Genomic DNA, 19,365 nt, shown 5'->3' with positions numbered 1-19,365 from the left:
TACTCTAGCATTTTTCCTGCCCTTTCTTTATATTGTCCGCTATGAATCATTTCTTAATGGCTGATCCTGAACTATCGCGGGAAGAGAGTAAACAGAATTACTCGGCCCTCTTCAATATCGCTCTGCCGATTATGATGACGAATTTCCTGCAAACCATCTACAACCTGACAGATACCTATTTTCTGGGAAAGATCAGCCGCGAGGCAGTGGGAGCCCCCTCTATCAGCTTCAATATCATCTTTCTTCTCATCCTTTTTTCCATGGGATTCACCCAGGCGGGAAGAACTCTGATCAGCCAGAGCATCGGCAAAAAGGACCGGAGCCGGGCGGAGTTCTATCTGGGACAAACCGCCGGTATTATGGTACTGGCAGGCGTTGTCCTGCTGCCCCTGTTCTACTTTTCCACACCTTACATATTGAAACTGATGGCTGTTCCCCATGAGATTTTCAACGATACAAGCGACTATCTGCGAATTGTCCTATATAGCCTCCCCCTGATGCTTCTCAGCTTTGCTCTCCACGGAGCCCAGGAGGGAGTGGGAAAAAGCATTATCCCTCTTTATATTAATATCGTCACGATCAGCATCAATATACTGCTGGACTGGCTTCTCATTTTCGGCATTGGCCCCTTCCCCGCTCTGGGTGTGCAAGGCGCCGCCTGGGCTACTTTTATCGCCCGGATCATCAATGCGCTTATAGCCCTGGCCCTGGTGCTCCGCCCGCGCGACTCCGCCAATACAGCTCTGACCAGCATTCGTCTGCATATGTCAAATATTTATCCCGATAGGAACGCCTGGAAACTGATTGTAAAGATCGGTCTCCCCTCCAGTCTGGGGCACAGCGCTTCTGCACTGGGATTCACAGTACTTCAGGGAGTGGTCAATACATACGGAACAGCGGTTATCGCTGCTTTCAATTTGGGAAGCCGCATTATTAATCTCTTCATGATGCCGGCCCTGGGGATCAGTCAGGCAGTGGCTGTTCTGGTAGGCCAAAATCTTGGTGCGAAACGGAAAGATCTGGTCTTCCTGACTTTACGCCAGGCACTGAAGACCGTTTTCGTCCTGATAACCCTATCCATGACCATTACTTTTTTCTACGGGAATCGGGTCACTGGATTCTTTATAAACGACCCCGAAGTGATCGCCTGGGGGAAAATATTGTTCCGCCTTGTTAGTCCCTCTGTTATCTTCTTTGCCCTTTTTACAGTTATCAACGGTGCTTTTCAGGGAGCCGGAGACACGCGTCCTGTAGCCTTTTTGAACACTTTCCGGCTCTGGGGATTACGATTGCCCATCGCATTCGTCCTCTGCATACTTTTGGGATTCGGTCCCGAAGGGATCTGGTATGGCATGATCGGATCCAATCTGTTCACCGCATTAGCCGGGTTTTACCTGATACTGACCCGCCCCTGGACGGAAAAACTGAGCCCGGACCAGGTCTGAAGCAGATTTAATGCAAAGCTGCATTTCACAAGATACAAACCTTTAAGCTATACCGGGATATAGGTATAGCTATCACCATTTATTATTTATATGCAACTTATATCGGACATATTGCAATATATATTTGACATAATGCAATATATAAAATACATTATTAGTAATACTGATTGTGTGAGGAGTTAATCTTGGCGGTGAACAGAATAAAACTGGCCAGAATCGAAAAGGAAATGACCCAGGCGGAGCTGGGAAAACTCTGCGGCGTAACCAGACAGACAATCGGTCTTATCGAGTCGGACAGCTATAATCCGACCATCTCACTCTGCCTTAAGCTCTGCCGGGTTCTCGGCAGGAATCTGGATGAATTATTCGGGGAGGAATAACAAATGACTTTAAAACAAAGAATAACCCTTATCCTGGGCCTGGACAGCCTGGTGGGTATCGCCCTTGTCGTCACAAAACTGACTGGTTTGAATTCCAGTTATCTCAATGGGTTCGGCATCGGCCTCTTCTCTGTAACCGTGCCCTTTCTTATCTATCTGACTTTCAAACTGAGGGACAGAGAATACAGGGAGGAATATGACTTAAGCGTTAATGATGAAAGGATCAGAAGGAACAGCGAAAAGGCTTACGCCATAGGTTTTCAAATTCAGACAGCTTTGCTTCTGGCCACAGCCGTCATCTCATATGTCGCCGACTTCAATCTCTATTTTCCTGTAATCGCTATCGTTCTGGCGTCACTTATCTTCGCCAAAGTCTACTATAAAAGATTGAACAAACAGCCGGATTAGTTAATGACGCTGGAGGAAATGAAATAGCCTGCTTAGTTGGTCATAGTGATATAAATCGAGCATAAATCTGAAGAAAAAAAGGTGAAAAGAAATCTGTTCAGTTAAAAAGATATAAGCATGTCTATTCAATATGGCTGTTAAGCAATTTCAACAGTTCAAAGACTTTATAGGGCTTTTGAATGCTATCATTAAATCCATACTTCTCGGGATAGGCCATTACAGGATCGTCTGAATATCCACTTGAGACGATAATAGTCGTTTGAGGACAGATTTTTCTGACACTGCCAATAATATCTTTTCCACCCAGTCCCCCGGGAATCGTCAGGTCTAAAATCATTCCCGCTAAGTTCATACTGGAACAATCACCATTCTCAAGAAAAGAGATTAAATCTTCACCTGTATTTTTTATTTCGACCCTATAGCCGAAAGATTCAAGAGAATCTTTAATTGCCTGACAGAGGATCATTTCATCATCCAATACGATTATGGTACCGGATCCCTGCAAATCTTCAAAAGTCGTCGTAGTGAGATTTAAAGGTCTACTTTGGCGGCAGGCCGGCAGAAAAATATAAAAAACACTCCCCTCCTCTCTTGTAGATTCAAAGTCGATATACCCGCCATGACGCTTAATGATAGAGTAGCATGTCGATAAGCCGAGGCCTGTTCCTGTATCTTTGGTAGTAAAGAAAGGATCGAAAATATAAGGGGAATCCTTTTTATCAATACCGGAGCCATGATCCTTAATGGAGATTTTTACATATTCGCCAGCTGAAAGAGTTTCATGCCCGCCCTCTCCGATCTGAGTATTTTCAGCGTCTACGACTATAAGTCCTTTTTTATTCATTGACTGAAGAGCATTAATTATCAGATTATCTATAACCTGGGATATCTGGTTTTTATCGCAATTGCAGGACCAGAGATTCTCATCAATATTGTATTGTACAACTACAGAAGTACCGCTTATAGCGAAATTCACAATCTCCTCTATTAAAGGGAGGAGTTTGTGTTCCCGCTTTACGGGACTTCCCCCTTTTGAGAATGTAAGCAATTGCTGTGTGAGACTCCGGGCCCGATCAATGCAATTTATCGTATTTTCAAGATATTGGTTCAATTTCTCATCTTTGTTATTCATTTGAACCATTTCGATGTTAAGAAAAAAACCATTTAACAGATTATTGAAATCATGGGCAATACCGCCGGCAAGGATTCCAATGGAATCGAGTTTCTGCATTTGGGACAATTTTTCGGTAATTCTCTCTTTTTCTTCCTCTCTTTTTTTCCTGAGGCTAATATCACTTATAATAATACGGCATCTCATATCACATTCTCTATTGGGAACAATGACACCATCAAGAGAAACCCAGAATGCAGTTTTACCGTTCCGGTTCATTCTAATTTCGCAGGATTGTCCGCTTTTAGTTGCAAATATCTCTTTAAGCAGTAAATAGAGTTGATCCACATCATCTTTTAGAACATATTTTTGTAAATGCGAGTTTGCCAGTTCCCTTTTACTTAAACCCAGCAGTTGAGCCGCAGTTAAATTGGTTTCGAGGATCAAGCCTTCTCTGGATAGGGTTAAGTATCCGACAGGAGCTAGATCGTATAAATCGTAATATCGGTTCTGAAGAGCCTCTATTGATTCCTGAGCCGCAATTAAATCCTCATTCTGAAGCTCCAGTTCGATCTTATGTACATTTAAATTATGGATTAAATCAGATATCTCATCCTTTCCCATACATTCAATTTTTTTAACTGATTCCTTCTTCGCCTTTTGAGCTATCTTTTCAGCTTTATGGCGAATTTCACTTTTATCGCTGATTCCATGACTGCTCATAAAGCCCCCTACGGCCGATTTGGCAATTTGACGATTTCCACACCAATAGTCTGATCACTCATTTTAAAGGCACGGACTTCATACTCAGAGAAAGATTCGCTGAATGTCAGATCATCGCTGAATCCTTCAGCCATCGCCGTTAATATTTCACTGACTTTATCATTCTTAATCCATGGGAAAATTTCATTAAAAGTTAATCCGACAAGACTTGCCGGGTCTTTTCCTGAAATCTTCTCAATTGAGGGATTGGCATCTATCAGACAAAGTTTTCCATTTTTATTGGTCTTGAACAGGCTTATGGCAACAGGTGAATTGGTAAAAAAATTATGAAATAGAGATTCTGTATTAATCAACTTTTCTTCTATTCTCTTTGCATTGCTGATATCGGCAAAGGTTATAACAGCTCCCTCAATTACGTTATCCAGAGTCCTGTAGGGCTGAATACACATGGAATACCATGTTCCGTCTATGGTTTCAACTTCCATTTCCTTCAGACTCAGGTCATCAAGTACCGATTGAATGAGAGGAACCAGATCTATATGAGATTTGAAATTAGAAAGTATATGGTTCACCGGTCTACCGATATCCCCATTAATAAGATTGATAATTTTTGTGACTGTAGGAGTAAACCGCATAATGCATAATTGAAAATCAACAAAAATCGTACCTATGCCTGTACCGGCCAATAGGTTGTCCATATCGTTATTCAGTCTGGTAAGCTCACGAACCTTCATCTGCAGCTCAGTGTTAACTGTAATTAACTCTTCATTAACCGATTGCAACTCCTCTTTTGAAGTTTCGAGCTCTTCATTTGTCGATTGAAGTTCTTCATTAACAGACTGCATCTCTTCATTAGAAGATTTCAGCTCTTCATTAGCGGCTTTCAGTTCTTCCTGAGTTGATTGCAGAAATTCCCGGCTTTCGGTCAATTCCTGCTGGAGAGATTCTATAGATCCCCGGGAACCCGATAGGGACTCACCGGAGGAGCTTATGTCTTTAGGACTGGTTTTATAATTCCTCTCCAGTATAATCAAATAATAATCACTTTCTGAACTATTATCTTTCCCCTTTACAGGAGTGATCTTGATATCGATTTTTTCAAAATCACCATTAGTTCGAACCATTAATCCTTCCAGGGTGAGGATTTTTCCCGTTTTAACAGTTTTTCTTAAGAGGCCCGGAAGTTTCTGATATAGTCCTTCTCTGGCCATTTTTAATACATTGGGTATTCCCTGTACTCCCGGACTCGGTTCAAGGAATCGACCCGTTCGCCCGTACAGATAAAAGATATCTCCCGTGCTGTTTACCAATACAGCAGCATGACTCAGATTCTGCAGCAATGCTTTTTCAGTCAGATCCTTAAGAGCCATTCCCTTTTGCGTCGTATTGGTTTTTACCTGTTTGCGGGCCGAGTTGTCGTCCGGAAGAAAATTATCAATTTTTATATTTCTGTTTCCTATAAAGCCATCTTTCCGTCTGTAAATCTTCTGTTTATTATTTATTTTCTTAAACAGCTTGCCGTTTTCTCCAATGGATTCGGATGTACCAAGAAAGAGAAAGCCCTCAGGATTCAAAGCGTAATGAAAAATAGGGATGATTTTCCTCTGCAGCTCCGGCCCCATATAAATGAGAAGATTGCGGCAACTGATAAGGTCTATTTTGGAAAATGGAGGGTCCTTTATCAGATTCTGCTCTGAAAATACAAGCAAATCCCTGATTTTCTTGCTAATTCGAAAATATCTCCCATCCGGTTCCAGATTGAAGTATTTATTGAGAATCTCCGGTTTAATCTCCGATTTAATGTTATAGGGATACATTCCTGAACGAGCTCTATCAATAGCCAGAGGATCGATATCCGTTGCAAAAATAGTTGTATTAAGAGGAAGATTTGCTTTATACATGTATTCGTAAAATAAAATGGCTATTGAGTAAGCCTCTTCTCCCGTAGAACAGCCGGGTACCCATATTCGAAGAGGACTTCCGTTTTCCTTGTTTCTAATTATTCCGGGTATGACTTCCTTTTCCAGATAGGCAAAGGCACCAGTGTCACGAAAAAAGTTTGTGACACCGATAAGCAAACTGTAAAACAGAGATTCAACTTCCTCGCTGCTTTCCCGGGTAAAATCAATGTATTCTTTTAAAGTCTTAATCTCCTTGATTGCCATTCGCCTTTTTATCCTGCGCATTATTGTGCTGGATTTATATTGGGAAAAATCATGACCTATCTGATTTTTTAGTAAAAGGAATAAATGCTTAACTTCTTTATAGGGTAGTGACTCGAATTCCTCACTATCCTCCTTGCTTATCTCGAAATTGAAGCTGGCATATTTTTGCAGCTGGACAGCCATTTCCTCGGGACTTAATACGAAATCGACTAGACCTGTTGAAATAGCATTGCCGGGCATACTGGAGAATTCCGCTGATTCAGGTTTCTGAACCATGACCATTCCGCCTTTCCCCTTTATGGCGCGCAATCCAATGGACCCGTCGGATCCGGAACCGGAAAGGATAATACATATGGCTTTTTCATGACACTCATCTGCCAGGGAACGAAAGAACAAATCAATAGAAAGATGATGACCTTTGCTGATATCTGCTTCTATAAGTTTCAGTTTTCCTTTCTCTATCAGCAGGTTATAAGCCGGCGGGATAACATATACGGAATTGATCTGAACGGGCATATCATTCTGAACTTCATATACATTCAGCGAAGTGCATTTCCTGATCAGTTCAGTCAGAGAACTTTTATGTTCGGGGGCAAGGTGCTGAACGATAATGAAAGACATCCGGGGATTGGCAGATTCTTCAAGTCCGGAAAAAAAAGATTGAAAAGAGGACAATCCTCCGGCCGAGGCACCGATACCGACGACTGGAAAATCGATTTCACTGGTTCCCGAAATCAGATCTATCGCCGATTCCATGTCAGTCCTCTCCTTTGCCATTCCCGGTTTACTCCTTTTAGAAACTCAATGAATTGATAGAACTAACATATACGACGCTCTGCAAAAAGCCATAGGATGCTGCGTAAATAATTATCAATAAAATAATTATACATGAAAAGATACTAATAGGTAACATTAAACTTAAAAACAGTCTGTTCTACCTACTATGGAGACTCGAGAGACTCAATCTGATAAATAACACCGCATGCTATTATTATGATGTATTCCAAGCATACGGTTCACAGGTTCTGACGGTACGAAGCCGGATTGTTGGGGAAAAGGTTTGGAGGTTTGAAATAAAATCTTTCCTAATATATTAAAGATCTTCAGGATCTGTTGCATTTAACCTGAAAAGGAGAAGAATCAGGAAGTTGAGCATACTTTATTATCAGTCAAAGCCATTTGGTAATGTTATCATTTCCGGTGGCGTCTCCCCATGGAAAGGGCAGCTCGAACAACGCTGATTATTGTAAAACCCGGATGTACAAAACCGCCCGGTCCGGGCTTTCCGTTAATCCTTTTTTATTATTTCCCCACTGCTCGATGTGCGGATACTTTCCATCACGGGATTCCCTCTATAATAAAGATTTCCTCCAGATGAGAGGGAAGCTTCGAGTTTCTTAAGGATAGTCAGTTCCGCATTGGCCGAACTGGAAATCGTGATATCGGCATTCTCCGTAATAAAGCCGGGTCCAATGAATTCTCCTCCCGAGGAAAGGCGGAGTTCCGTTTCGACAGCTTCTCCGGTAATGTATATATTCCCCGAGCTGCTGATTGATGCTTCGACCTTCATGGCTCTGACATCCACATCGGCTTCTCCAGATGCACTGAGCCAGATATTCATCTCCCTGTTTACTCCGCTATAACTAATGTCTCCCGATGATGAACTGGTAATCTGCAGATATTCCACATCTCCCTGCGCTTTGATGGAACCGCTGGAAGAGGTTCTCAACTGTGTTTTCAGAGCTTTCAAGTCTCCCAAGACTTCCGCATTTCCCGATGATGATAGATTGAGCGAGCGTATTTCGCTTCCAGGCATGGAAATTGTAAACTGAACTCCCCTGAGCCGTTTAAGAGAAAAAAATCTGATTTTGCGGCGAATAATCAATTCACCATTTCTTACATATACCTTCAGCTGATCGAGCTGACCTTTATCCCCTCTGGCTTCAACGCGGCGGCTTTCATTAAGGCGAATTACAAGATCCGCGGGAATGCTGTTGCTTATGGAATGGAAATCGCCAACATCAAATATTCTCTCATTGGGATCCATATCATATTGTCCTGAAGAAAATAACGACATTCCCGCAGCTAAGAATGCAATTATTACAAGACCCTTTATTACAATCTTCATATTCTCTCCTGTGATTCGTTACCTTAAGTTCTGTATTATAACCGATGGGCAGGGAGAAGTTGTCACCTTTTTTACTTATTACTATCATACACAGTCATGGTGGGATGGATGGAGAGGATACGCCCTTCCCAGAATAGTTGAGCACAATGGTAAAGGGGTCTGGCTGGTTAACGATTTGCTGAGATATCAGAAACCAATTAAGTGAATTATTGAGCATTTCTGCACAATATATATTTTCGCATAATTAATTGTTACTACGGGCCTACATCACATATATTTTAGAAGAACTGTATAAAGAGCCTTCGGATAAAAAAGCTACATTACGGGATTTAAAAAAACCGGCAAAATCCCTTCGATCTGCCGGCTACTTCATACGCTATTTACACATTTCGAAAATCTTCACAATCTCCGCTTTCGTCACAGGTCTCGGTCCCGGTGTCGTATCGGGCTCCGGTCCCTTGAACATCCTCACCACATCGTCAGCCATCTTCTCAATTTGATCAGAAGGAATATTCACATCTGAAAGCGTCAGATAGGAATCGGTGGATTTCAGCCACTCGACAACTTTGCCCGAAAGCATTTTAGCTGCTTTCAGATCATCAGACTCCGTCACACCGAAACAACGTCTGGCAAGTTTGGCCCAACGGTGAGGCAGCGTATCGGCCATCAATTCCAGATAAGGGGGAATCACAATAGTCATTCCCCTCCCGTGGGGCAGATCGTAAATGGCGCTCAAAGGCATCTCCACAGAGTGCATGGGAATGCAGCCCGTTCGCCCGAGAGCCTGAATGCCGGACCATCCGAAGATAGAACAGAGAGCCAGCTGACCGCGAACTTCCTTGTCTTCAAGATTATTGATGATCAAATCAAAATTGTCCTTCAACGTCAGAATCATGGCTTCGGTAATCCTATCGGCAAACTCCGACTCGGCATGGCTTGAAAGATAGTGTTCTATAAGATGCGAAAAGATATCAACACAGCTGTCTTTAGTCACGCCCATCGGGAGCGATGTGAGAAGATCGGGATCGACAATGGCCACTTTGGGAAAGCGATATTCCGATCGGGAAAAACTCTTCTCCTTAGTCTCGCTGTTAGTCAGAACACCTCCGGCGTTACACTCAGAACCGGAAGCCGATACTGTGGGTATGGAGATAATCGGGTAAGCCCCGGTGTACTCTCTCGGTTTCCGGTCTCCCAGAACAACATAATCCCAACATCCACCGCCGGAAAAACTTGTCGCCGCTATATACTTGGATCCATCAATAACCGATCCACCGCCCAGAGCAATGACCATGTCGCAGCCCTCAGCCTTGAATTGTTCGATCGCTTTATCGATAGTCTGGGAACGGGGATTCGGTTCGATGCCCGTAAAGGTGACAAAATCTATACCGGCAGCTTTCAGAGACGACTCCACTTTATCGATTATGGGGTCGAGGAAGCCGCCTCTTGCATAGGTGGCAATCATCGCCTTTTTACCATACTCTTTCGCTATTGCACCTGCTTCGCTGATCCGGCCTTCGCCGTAGGTTAGTTTTGTGGGAAAATTCCACTGAAATGGTGTCATATCTATACCTCTTTTACTTTTTTTTTTTCATTCGTTTATTGTATTCCGCTCCTTGAACAGGAGTTGTGGAATATAGACAAAATAGAGCACGAGAGCCAGCAATGCCGTTATCACATTTGAAAAGAACATGGTGTACCAGACTCCGTACTCCCCGATTGAAGTGAAAACGTAACGCAATGCCAGAAGACCGGGAATTCTTAAAGCCCAAAGCCTCATTATCGTAATACTCATTGTTATATTTGTTTTTTGAAACCCATTGAAGATTCCACTAAGCGATTGGAAAATACTCCAGGCGATAAGCGTCCAACCCATCAGCCTGATATAATTGAGAACATGTTTTATTATGTCAGGATCACCTTTTGCCAGATATGTCCCGACAGGTTCTATAATAAATTGAATGCATACAGCCCCGATAAATCCGAATACTATCGCAAAAACCAGTCCCGTACTGATAGCGGTTCTGATTCTGTCCATAGCCTTTTTCCCCCAGTTCTGGGCGATCAAAGGAATGAGGGCCTGCCCCACGCCCGTAGTAGGGGCGAAAAAAAGAGAATTTACCTGATTGCCTATGGCAAAAGCTGCAACGACTTGATAACCATAGGGAGCAATAAAAGAATTAATCAGGAGAAAGCCGAACTGCGAGCTGGCTTGGGAAAAAGCCAGAGGCATGCCTACTTTGAAAAGATCTTTCAGTATAATCGGATCCAGAATCTTTCGTTTATATACCCAGAAAAGATCGAAATCATGGATCTTACTGTGGTAGAAAACAAGAATCAGAACAACCTGGAGAAGCATAGTTACCAAAGTGGCATAAGCTAAACCTCCTATACCACCATCCAGAACAAGAATAAAAAGAGCGTTCAATCCTGCGTTAGCCACAACTCCGAAAAAAGCCAGATACATAGTCATAGCCATTTTTCCCTGGGACTTGTAGAAAGCCATATAGAGCTGAAAAATAAGAGTCATGGGAATACTGAAAAACCGGATTTTAGTGTAAATGGTAGATTGTTGGAGCATATCTCCGGAGATACCCAGCAGCCTGAGAATGGCATCGGATAGAAATATACCTATCAGCATTAAAGCCAGAGCGAAAAACAGGATGATATACCGAAGCTGGGAAGCGTATCGCGATGCTTTTTCCGGCTTTTCCTCACCAAGGGTTTTCGCTATTACACTGACTCCGCCAGTGGACAGTCCCACGCCGAGAGCCTGAATCATAATGAACAGAGGCGCGACAAAAGCGACAGATGCGACCTGGAGTCCACCGATTCTTGAAGCGAATATCATATCGACAAAGCTGTAGGATGTTCTCAATAATCCCGAGAGCATGACCGGGACAGCCAATCTGAAAATCAGAGGCCTGACCGGATCTCCCAGAAGATTCTTTTCTAATTTTTTTTTCAATTATGCTACCATACTTAAAAAAGACCGGGCGCCCAACCCGGGGCGCCCGGAAGAATACATGAAGAGGTGTTCTTAAAGGAAATCCTGACCACCATTGATCTGAACGATTTCACCGGTGATGAAAGAAGCTTTTTCACTTACGAGAAACTCGATTACAGATGCGACTTCCTGGGGTTGTCCCAGTCTTTTAAGAAGAATATTGTTTTTCCACGATTCAAAAACCTCGGGTTTGGACTTTCTAATCGCATCATGGAAAGCTGTATCGATTGTACCGGGAGATACGGCGTTGACTCTGATGCCGTATTCGGCCAGGTCTTTTGCCAGAGCTCTGGTCAGCGTAGTGACAGCGGCTTTTGATGTTCCGTAGACTCCGGCTCCCGGACCTCCGGAATTCCATCCAGCAATGGATGTAAAGTTGATAATGGAAGCGTTTTCCGATTTTTTGAGAAAGGGAATAGCTGCTCTGGAATTGAAGAAAGCGCTATCCAGATTCAGAGCCATAACGAATCGGTAGAATTCCGTTGTCATCTCTTCGAAACGGCTTCTGCCTCCCAAACCACCGGCATTATTAACCAGTACGTCGATTTTTTCATATTTGGCGCCGATCTTTTCCCATCCGGCCAGAACTTCTTCTTCTTTGGTTACATCGTAGAGAAAAAGTTCTGCTTTTATTCCCATATCGGCTAGTGTTTGAAGGGCTTTCTCCCCCTGGGCGGAATCTATACCGTTTAAAATTATTTCATATCCCTGCTTGCCCAGAGCTTTCGCTGTTTCCATCCCGATTCCACCGGTTCCTCCGGTAATCATTGCTATTTTACTCATTTCTATCCTCCAATAATTCTATCTAGTTTAAAAAATCTTTCCGGCACGGTGTAAAAATGTCCAGCAAGACCCCCTCTTTCAAACAAAGGGCACCATGCTCAATATGAGGCTGTTTGAATGTCGAATCGCCTGCTTTCAGTACTTTTTTAGTTCCGCCGATATTGAACTCGAATTCACCGGAGAGAATGTATGTGATCTGCTCATGTGGATGGGAGTGCAATGCGCCGATTGCCCCTTTCTCAAAATGAACTTCCACGCACATAAGATTATCGTGAAAAGCCGTAACTTTTCTTTTCATACCGTTCCCGAGATCCTCTAATTCTATCTCTTCTCCAGGAAAAAAGTTTTTCAATTCCATTAATGACTCCTTATTTTATTACAATCCAATTGACTTCAAAGGAAGCCTCATTCCCGCGCTTACGGAGAATCAGCGTGTTCCTGTAACCTGACGCGGAATTATCAGGACTTTTAGCCAGAAATATTTCAGTTTGCTCAGTATTGACAAGACAATCCACTGAGATAGATCCGATTTTCCACTTCAGTCTTAACTGATCTCTTGCAGATTCGGACACTTTTTTTATGTCACGAATATGTTGATATCCATTCTCGTCAAATATAATGTCACCCTTTTCAAGAAGAGGCTCTTCCAGCAACTCCCCTTCGATGTGGAAGAAATAATCGAAGATCGAAGAATTGGCTGCTTCAACCGCAAACCGATCTTTGAACCCGGAATCGTTTAACTGTATGTCCCGTTCAAAATTTACATCTTCATAGACTCCGGTTGACCGGACTTTCATATGAAGCTCTTCTTCAATGAGGCACTCCCCCCCTTTAAATCCTTTATGGCTTTCTCCATTGACGACAACTGTGTTATGAGAGGGACTCATTTTATGCCACTCATTACAGAGAGGATTGCCATAGCCGGAATTGGATAAATCCCGACTGAGCATTTCACCCTTGAGGAGCACTTCGATATTCATTTTGTCCGGATGGGCATGGCTCGGACCGTTGTGCCCGTACTTTATAAAGACATTCGATCCATAGCTTTTAATGAGCCCGCAATATGATGACTTGAAATTAACAGAGCCGCTAATAACAGGGGTCGTCATTTTATACCTGAGCTCAGGAACAAAGAGGAGCTCTTCCAGAGAAATGTCATTTTCAAAGTAATAGGGTTTAGACAGAGGGAGAGATCCTCTATCCCCTACTTTATTTACGATTGAGGCCATCAAATGCCCGATACGGCTATCTTCACCGAAGATTTTCGTGCCGATTGCGTAAACATATGAATATGTTTTCAGATTGATATCGGGCCAGCCATCATTGGGATTGGGTAGAAGATGATTGTCGAAGGCATAAATGTAAGCTGCATCCAGCATCTTCTCTACTGTTTCTTTACCTAAGGGAAAATCATATCCGTACAATTCGCAGAACAGAAGCAGATTGGCCACACCTTCCAGAAGGAAAAAATTATAATGGATAGAGCCTTCGTACCAGAAGTAATCATCTGTAACACCTTCTGTTAACTGCCGGATTTGATTGTTGGGTCCGTTAAATGCATAATCGATCATCTCCCGGTTTCCGAGAAAAAGCCCCATAACACCAATCGCGCTATTGAGCCATGTGGGAATGTTATGAATCTGATGGACCTGGGGCTTTAACATTATAAAAGCCTGACTGAAGAAATCCCTCTCCATTCTATCTATAAAACCATCGGGGAGATCCTCTTTTACAAGCTGAAAAGCATTGACAAGACGTATGATAAAGATCGCTTCATTGAGAGACTGGGGCATGATTCTGGAAACTCCCCATGCCGCGTCTTCAAGATTATCAAATTCCAACCCCTCCTTGTTGTGAAGAATGAAATTCAGATAATTTTCACTATAATAACTTGCAAACTTCACCAGATTCGCCAGAAATCTCTCCTCACCAGTCAGTTTGAAAATCAAAGCGGATTTCCAGGCATTTACCACGGCGAGATTCCTGTACATAGTCAGCCAGCACCCGTCAAACAGTTCATGATTCTCATAAACTTTTCCGCAAACGCTGCATTCGTGTCTGTGCGGAGTCTTAGGATCGAACAGGAGCCTGGCTCCCTCTTCTTCGCAGAAATAGTGATGAGCCCAGCGGGAAGTCCGGTCAGGGGAATCATCGAAATTATGGAAAAAATCATCGACTTCCTCTCTCGCCCGTAAGACAAAATTTCCAAGTCTGTCCTGTGAGTTGACAAGAACTTTCAATTTCTCAATATCAGAATATTTCAATTGCCGGCATCCTTCTTTTTAAACAGCGAGATGATCAGCAGAATCAACTGCATTATCAGCGCGTAAAACAAACCGAAAAGAATCGGTTCCCCCGGGAGGAACACCTCATCGGAGGGATACCCGAAGAAAGCCACGGCCGCACTGTTGATTCCCTGGTAAATAGCCATGATGAAAATGGCCGATATAAATCCCAGAGTGATATCCTTTGCACGGCAGACGAACCGCTGTGCGAATGTTGAGCTCCCGTAAGGCCTGTGCCATCCGATACCATATAGCATATGAAGCGTCGGATTAATAAAGAATGTGCTGGCCAGCCCTATGGCGATTCCCAGAAAAAAAATCAGGTCGATCAGACTGTTATACCGCCCGAGCGGCGTTCCCCAACCGATCAGGAAGTAAATGGCTCCTATACTCCACCAACGGATAAGAAATACTGCGATTTGCTCTTTCCTTTTCTTATTCATCTTTTGCGATTCCAGTTGCAAGCAGCAAAATAGCTCCGATAATAAAAGCTGCCATTGTCGCGACTAACAAACCGATGGATAAGCTGGCGTCATGGAAGGTTAAAAGATTGGCTTCCTGTATATCCTTAATCAGTATTCGTAAAAAATAAAAACCCATGGCTTCCGTAGCAACGCAAGCCAGTAGGAAAAGCTCAATTCGGGACCCTTTTTTCACAGAAGAGGAACTGAAAGCCGTAACGACTCCTAGAATGGTAAAAGAGAATAGGAAAAAACCCGAATTGGGATTAAAAACTTTAGTAATAATACCTATATGGATCTGAGACAGAGCCAGGTGGGATAGAGCTGCGATATAAATGAGAAATCGCGATCCATTATACAATATATCTTTCATAACATTCCCTTATATAATCCTCAGTTCAGATTCCGTTTCGAAAAAACTGCACTTATCCGTATTCAGGAAAAGCTCCAGTTCATCGCCTACATGAATATCGTGGTTCTCTGTTGCAAAACGGGCACGCAGTTCTGTTCCGGAAAGGTTAAAATAGGCTACATATTCGCTTCCCAGACACTCGACAATATCCATGCTGACTTTAAAGGATTCACCAGTTCCTCCGTAAAGAGAGAAATGCTCGGGCCGAAACCCCAGAATGACCTCTTTCCCATCAAATTCACTGAGATACTTTCGATTTTCCTCGGCAATAGTAATTGTCAATTCAGGGCTGACAAAATGTATGTTCTCAATCCTGCCCCTGAGGAAATTCATTGCTGGACTTCCGATAAAGCCGGCGACAAACATATTGACAGGATTCATATAGATCTCATGGGGCGTACCGATCTGCTGAATTTGTCCTCTGTTAAGCACAACTATCCTATCGGCAATGGTCATAGCCTCCACCTGATCGTGGGTCACATATATAAAAGTGGCTCCCAGCTTTCTGTGAAGCTTGGCCAGCTCTTTCCTTGTCTGATTCCGCAGCTTGGCGTCGAGATTGGAAAGTGGTTCGTCCATAAGAAAGATCTCAGGGCTTCTGACTAGAGACCGTCCAATGGCGACTCTCTGCCTCTGCCCTCCCGAAAGCTGTTTGGGCTTTCTGTTCAGTTCGGGAATGATCTCGACAATTTCCGCTGCTTCCATTACCTTCTGATGGATATCGTCTCCATTGACGTGTCGAACAGTCAGGGGGAAACCTATGTTTTCATATACGGTTTGTGTCCCGAAAAGAGCATAGTTCTGAAAAACCATAGCGATGTTTCTATCTGCCGGGGCAACATTGTTGATTTTCCGCCCTTCCATAATCAGCTCACCGTCGGTTATGGTTTCGAGACCAGCTATCATCCGGAGCATGGTCGATTTTCCGCAGCCCGAAGGACCTACGAATACGATAAACTCCCCGTGTTCGATCTCCATATTGAAATCCCTCAAAGCTTCCACTCCTCCGGAATAGACTTTCTTAACATTTTTGATACTGAGGTTTGCCACTCGATCCTCCTATTTCAACCTGTTTCTCTTCGCGGTATAAATCACTGACAACAGGCCTCCGGCAACACAGATTACAGAAGAGAGAATCAATATCAGATTCAAAAGAAAAGCATGTGTCTCTTCAAGATTCACTGTTGTAAAAAACAGACGTGAGAACTGAAAAAAACCCATTGCCAGAGCAAAGATACTCCAGGGAAGGGAGTATATCCGAACTTTTATAGCTGTCAAAAATCCCAGAAGAAGCAATGCTATTGTAAGCATGACGAAAATGCCGATACCCCTGTCTTTGTCCATAGCATTGAGAACGAAGACTGTATAAACAGTATTCAGGGCGATGAATGCAATAATCATCAAATATCCCTTATTGTTATTCTGGTAGAGCATTCTTTCAGGATTTTTCATTGAGCCCCTCCTTCCTGTCCAGCAGATAGTTAATCAGAGTCAAACTGAAGAGAAGTACAATTATCATCATGGAAATGATCAATAATGCCGAAATCATTTCAAATGGAGCAGTCGAAGGAGCATAGCCCTCGATGGCCGAATAATCCAATTTCTCATAACGAGTTCTGAAAGCGAGATTCGATGATAAAACCGACGCTCCTCTGATAATATTTATAATGGCAGCTATCAGCGTATAGGATACGCCAAAGATACCAGCTGTTTTCTTGTTTATATCGAATGTAAGCAAAAAGAGAGACATAACTAAAAAAGTCAAACCGAAAGAAAAAAGAGCTGTGTTTACGGTTTGCAGTTCTTTAAAAAAATTATACATTTCATCATTTCCATTCATGAACAGAGTGTAGAAATCCGTCATGAATCCCAGTCCAAGAAGACAATTAAAAACAGCTGCCAATATGGTTAGGTAAGTGAAAACGATTTGAATCTTTAAACTGAATTTGTTCATTTTTATACCCGGATTGAAATCCCAATACCGGCCCGGGTCGCCCCGGGCTGATATTATCTCAATTGTTAATATGGATTAGTTACTCGTCATGCGTTTGTAAGCAGCTGTGTATACACTTTCATAAGTATCCAGTCCAGCGTCTTTAAACTCAGCGGCAATTTCATCAGTCGTCTTGATGACAGTTCCGTTGCCTGTAATGAAGATGAATATCTTGTCAACCTGATCTTCACCGATCGCCGTAGTACCAAGTTTAGCCACATCCTGCTCATTCAGAGAGATAACCGGAGGCATCATTCTGAAATAGGGATTTTCTGCTTCGTAATCATCTATCAGAACATTTTTCTTTGTGTAGAGATCCCAGCCGGCAAATCCAGTGGCGGAAGTGTACTGAAGCTCAAAACCGATCTCTTTCTGATAACCGAGAGCCAGGTGGGATCCCATGAAATCTCTCAGGAATCCGGAAATGTCCCCGTTTTTGAACTCATCGGCCGTATCAATCAACCACTGGCTGAACTTGGGATATTCTGTTCCATCGGGACCTTTGAATACAGCACCTTCAACTCTCGCTTCGGGAATTGAATAATTCTGGACATTATTACCATCTTCGGAATACATGTAATCGAAAAGAGCCAGCGCGGCGTTTCTCTGAGGTTCATCAGCTTTGGCGGAAATGGCCCATCCATCGGGTTTGATTGCTCTCGCATTACCTACATAATGTATGAAATCATTGATTCCCGCTCCGGTCACAGTCGTTACAGGAGGGAGAAAAGCATACATTTTATCGCTTCCGGCTGTTGTAGATGCAAACCAGTCATATGTCATGAAACCGAACTGTCTCTGCCCTTCAACGTCATCAGAAAAGAACATGCTTGTTCTGAAATTATCTTTGATGGAAAGATCGGCGAATTCACTATGAATAAGACCTTCCTGATACCACTGCTGAATATAGTTCAGGTTTTCAAGGAAAGAATCCTGAGCGTATGAATGTACGACTTTGTCGCCTTCCAGAATCTGTCTTGCCGCATAAGAATCGGAACCGTGGACTCTCTGTCCATCGAAATAGTTCATCATTCTGAGCAGGTCTTCTCTGTATTTGGAATGTCTGACGAAATAAGGAGAAATTTCCGCGTCAGCGACTACTTTTCCGGTGGACACTTTGGAAAGAGTTCTGGGAGACAACTCTATAACGCGCCAGAGAGCTATAAGCTCGTCAATGTCGTAAACAGCTGTTTCTCCGACATAGAGATCAGAAGGTTTGTCCAAATCGGGGTGCGCCTCTGCAATGTAGTCCTTAAGAACATTCAAAGCCGTAGATTGGTCGAGCATACCATTTTTAGAAGCTTTGTTTTGCAAATCGATGACATTGTTCTCAAACCTGTCCCAATACCCTTCGTATGCGACTTTCAAAGTGTGGGTTTCAGCTTCAAGAGCCTCTGTGGAATCGAGCAGAGCTGTGACCCATGCGGGACGGCCGACAAAGGCTCTTGCATAGTTGCCCAGTTCCGCTGCATAGGGAAGGTGATAGATTCCGCCGTCGAAAGCTGTGATGGCTTTGGCAATATTGGGTTGGCTTTCCAGATATTCCTTAACATGGGGCATGTAATCAAGATAGTCTTTAAGGTTGATCAGGTAACCTTGAGCCCCGTATTTCATCAGTGATTCCGCAATGGAGTTTCCACCGTAAATTGTATCGCTTGAAAAAGATGTAGCCGCTGCGATATCAATCATTTCCGAAGCTTTCTGGTCCTGAACCGCGTTATCGGCAATTTTTAAACCGAGTTCTTTTTCAATGTACTGCCAAGTCGGTTTCAGATCGCCCTGGCTGACAACGGTTCCGTCAGGAAGGGTCAGCGGATTGGCTTTCTGATAGGTCATTGTCCTGGAGTTATTACCCATAGCAAAGTTGATGTTAAGCGTGTCCGCTTTCACCAGATTGGCCAGATCAACTTTTTCCATTGTCTTTGACTCAGATTCAGATACAGCTGAATCGGAAGCTTTCGAACAACCGCTGAGAACCAGAACTACTGCAATAGAAAGCAGTAAAGCAATTTTTTTCATTTAAATCTCCTCCAATTTATTTAAAAACATAGTATGAGCTATGCA

The 19,365-nt window shown here is 43.1% G+C and carries 18 protein-coding genes; 4 read left to right on the top strand and 14 right to left on the bottom strand.

Annotation, left to right across the window (positions count from 1 at the left end; genetic code table 11):
- The first annotated feature begins 41 nt into the window (after positions 1-41).
- From HNR50_RS07725 to HNR50_RS07715, 3 genes are all read left to right on the top strand, one after another.
- On the top strand, positions 42-1,445 hold the full coding sequence (locus HNR50_RS07725) for an MATE family efflux transporter (protein WP_184745541.1): 1,404 nt from the start codon (positions 42-44) through the stop codon (positions 1,443-1,445).
- A 191-nt stretch (positions 1,446-1,636) separates the two neighbouring features.
- On the top strand, positions 1,637-1,825 hold the full coding sequence (locus HNR50_RS07720) for a helix-turn-helix transcriptional regulator (RefSeq protein WP_343060133.1): 189 nt from the start codon (positions 1,637-1,639) through the stop codon (positions 1,823-1,825).
- 3 nt (positions 1,826-1,828) lie between these two features.
- Complete coding sequence (locus tag HNR50_RS07715) at positions 1,829-2,233, top strand: DUF2178 domain-containing protein (RefSeq protein ID WP_184745537.1); 405 nt, start codon at positions 1,829-1,831, stop codon at positions 2,231-2,233.
- Between the two features lie 121 nt (positions 2,234-2,354).
- Here the strand turns inward: HNR50_RS07715 and HNR50_RS07710 are convergent, their stop codons facing one another.
- The 3 genes from HNR50_RS07710 to HNR50_RS07700 all read right to left on the bottom strand — a co-directional run bounded on the left by HNR50_RS07710 (position 2,355) and on the right by HNR50_RS07700 (position 8,360).
- Complete coding sequence (locus HNR50_RS07710; RefSeq protein WP_184745534.1) at positions 2,355-4,067, bottom strand: ATP-binding protein; 1,713 nt, start codon at positions 4,065-4,067, stop codon at positions 2,355-2,357.
- An 8-nt stretch (positions 4,068-4,075) separates the two neighbouring features.
- Positions 4,076-7,009 (bottom strand): chemotaxis protein CheB, encoded by a 2,934-nt coding sequence (locus tag HNR50_RS07705; protein WP_184745532.1) that lies wholly within the window; start codon positions 7,007-7,009, stop codon positions 4,076-4,078.
- Between the two features lie 511 nt (positions 7,010-7,520).
- Positions 7,521-8,360 (bottom strand): head GIN domain-containing protein, encoded by an 840-nt coding sequence (locus HNR50_RS07700; RefSeq protein ID WP_184745530.1) that lies wholly within the window; start codon positions 8,358-8,360, stop codon positions 7,521-7,523.
- Positions 8,361-8,370: 10 nt separating this feature from the next.
- Here HNR50_RS07700 and HNR50_RS07695 point away from each other — a divergent pair, with 10 nt between their 5' ends.
- Complete coding sequence (locus tag HNR50_RS07695) at positions 8,371-8,565, top strand: hypothetical protein (RefSeq protein ID WP_184745528.1); 195 nt, start codon at positions 8,371-8,373, stop codon at positions 8,563-8,565.
- Between the two features lie 171 nt (positions 8,566-8,736).
- Here the strand turns inward: HNR50_RS07695 and HNR50_RS07690 are convergent, their stop codons facing one another.
- The 11 genes from HNR50_RS07690 to HNR50_RS07640 all read right to left on the bottom strand — a co-directional run bounded on the left by HNR50_RS07690 (position 8,737) and on the right by HNR50_RS07640 (position 19,320).
- The gene (locus HNR50_RS07690; protein WP_184745526.1) at positions 8,737-9,924 is read right to left on the bottom strand and encodes an iron-containing alcohol dehydrogenase; all 1,188 of its coding nucleotides are present in this window, start codon (positions 9,922-9,924) and stop codon (positions 8,737-8,739) included.
- A gap of 27 nt (positions 9,925-9,951) precedes the next feature.
- The gene (locus tag HNR50_RS07685; RefSeq protein ID WP_184745524.1) at positions 9,952-11,328 is read right to left on the bottom strand and encodes an MATE family efflux transporter; all 1,377 of its coding nucleotides are present in this window, start codon (positions 11,326-11,328) and stop codon (positions 9,952-9,954) included.
- Between the two features lie 72 nt (positions 11,329-11,400).
- Entirely contained in the window at positions 11,401-12,150 is a 750-nt protein-coding gene (locus HNR50_RS07680; RefSeq protein ID WP_184745522.1) for an SDR family NAD(P)-dependent oxidoreductase, read from the bottom strand.
- 22 nt (positions 12,151-12,172) lie between these two features.
- Positions 12,173-12,508: a cupin domain-containing protein gene (locus HNR50_RS07675; RefSeq protein ID WP_184745520.1), complete on the bottom strand. Its 336-nt coding sequence runs from the start codon at positions 12,506-12,508 to the stop codon at positions 12,173-12,175.
- A 10-nt stretch (positions 12,509-12,518) separates the two neighbouring features.
- Positions 12,519-14,414, bottom strand: coding sequence for a heparinase II/III domain-containing protein (locus HNR50_RS07670; RefSeq protein WP_184745518.1), 1,896 nt, complete (start codon positions 14,412-14,414; stop codon positions 12,519-12,521).
- Entirely contained in the window at positions 14,411-14,878 is a 468-nt protein-coding gene (locus HNR50_RS07665; RefSeq protein WP_184745516.1) for a hypothetical protein, read from the bottom strand. The genes HNR50_RS07670 and HNR50_RS07665 overlap by 4 nt, the downstream gene beginning before the upstream one ends.
- Positions 14,871-15,269: a hypothetical protein gene (locus HNR50_RS07660; protein ID WP_184745514.1), complete on the bottom strand. Its 399-nt coding sequence runs from the start codon at positions 15,267-15,269 to the stop codon at positions 14,871-14,873. The genes HNR50_RS07665 and HNR50_RS07660 overlap by 8 nt, the downstream gene beginning before the upstream one ends.
- 9 nt (positions 15,270-15,278) lie before the next feature.
- A complete protein-coding gene (locus HNR50_RS07655; protein WP_184745512.1) occupies positions 15,279-16,358 on the bottom strand; it encodes a sn-glycerol-3-phosphate ABC transporter ATP-binding protein UgpC in 1,080 nt (359 codons plus the stop codon).
- A 9-nt stretch (positions 16,359-16,367) separates the two neighbouring features.
- Positions 16,368-16,760 (bottom strand): hypothetical protein, encoded by a 393-nt coding sequence (locus HNR50_RS07650; RefSeq protein ID WP_184745510.1) that lies wholly within the window; start codon positions 16,758-16,760, stop codon positions 16,368-16,370.
- Positions 16,747-17,262 (bottom strand): hypothetical protein, encoded by a 516-nt coding sequence (locus HNR50_RS07645; RefSeq protein ID WP_184745508.1) that lies wholly within the window; start codon positions 17,260-17,262, stop codon positions 16,747-16,749. Before HNR50_RS07645 ends, HNR50_RS07650 begins: the two co-directional genes overlap by 14 nt.
- Positions 17,263-17,337: 75 nt before the next feature.
- Complete coding sequence (locus HNR50_RS07640) at positions 17,338-19,320, bottom strand: type 2 periplasmic-binding domain-containing protein (protein ID WP_184745506.1); 1,983 nt, start codon at positions 19,318-19,320, stop codon at positions 17,338-17,340.
- Positions 19,321-19,365: the final 45 nt, after the last annotated feature.

It is taken from the genome of Spirochaeta isovalerica (genome assembly GCF_014207565.1).
GTDB classification, from domain to species: Bacteria; Spirochaetota; Spirochaetia; order DSM-2461; family DSM-2461; genus Spirochaeta_F; species Spirochaeta_F isovalerica.
This window is presented reverse-complemented; position numbering and strand designations above follow the sequence as displayed.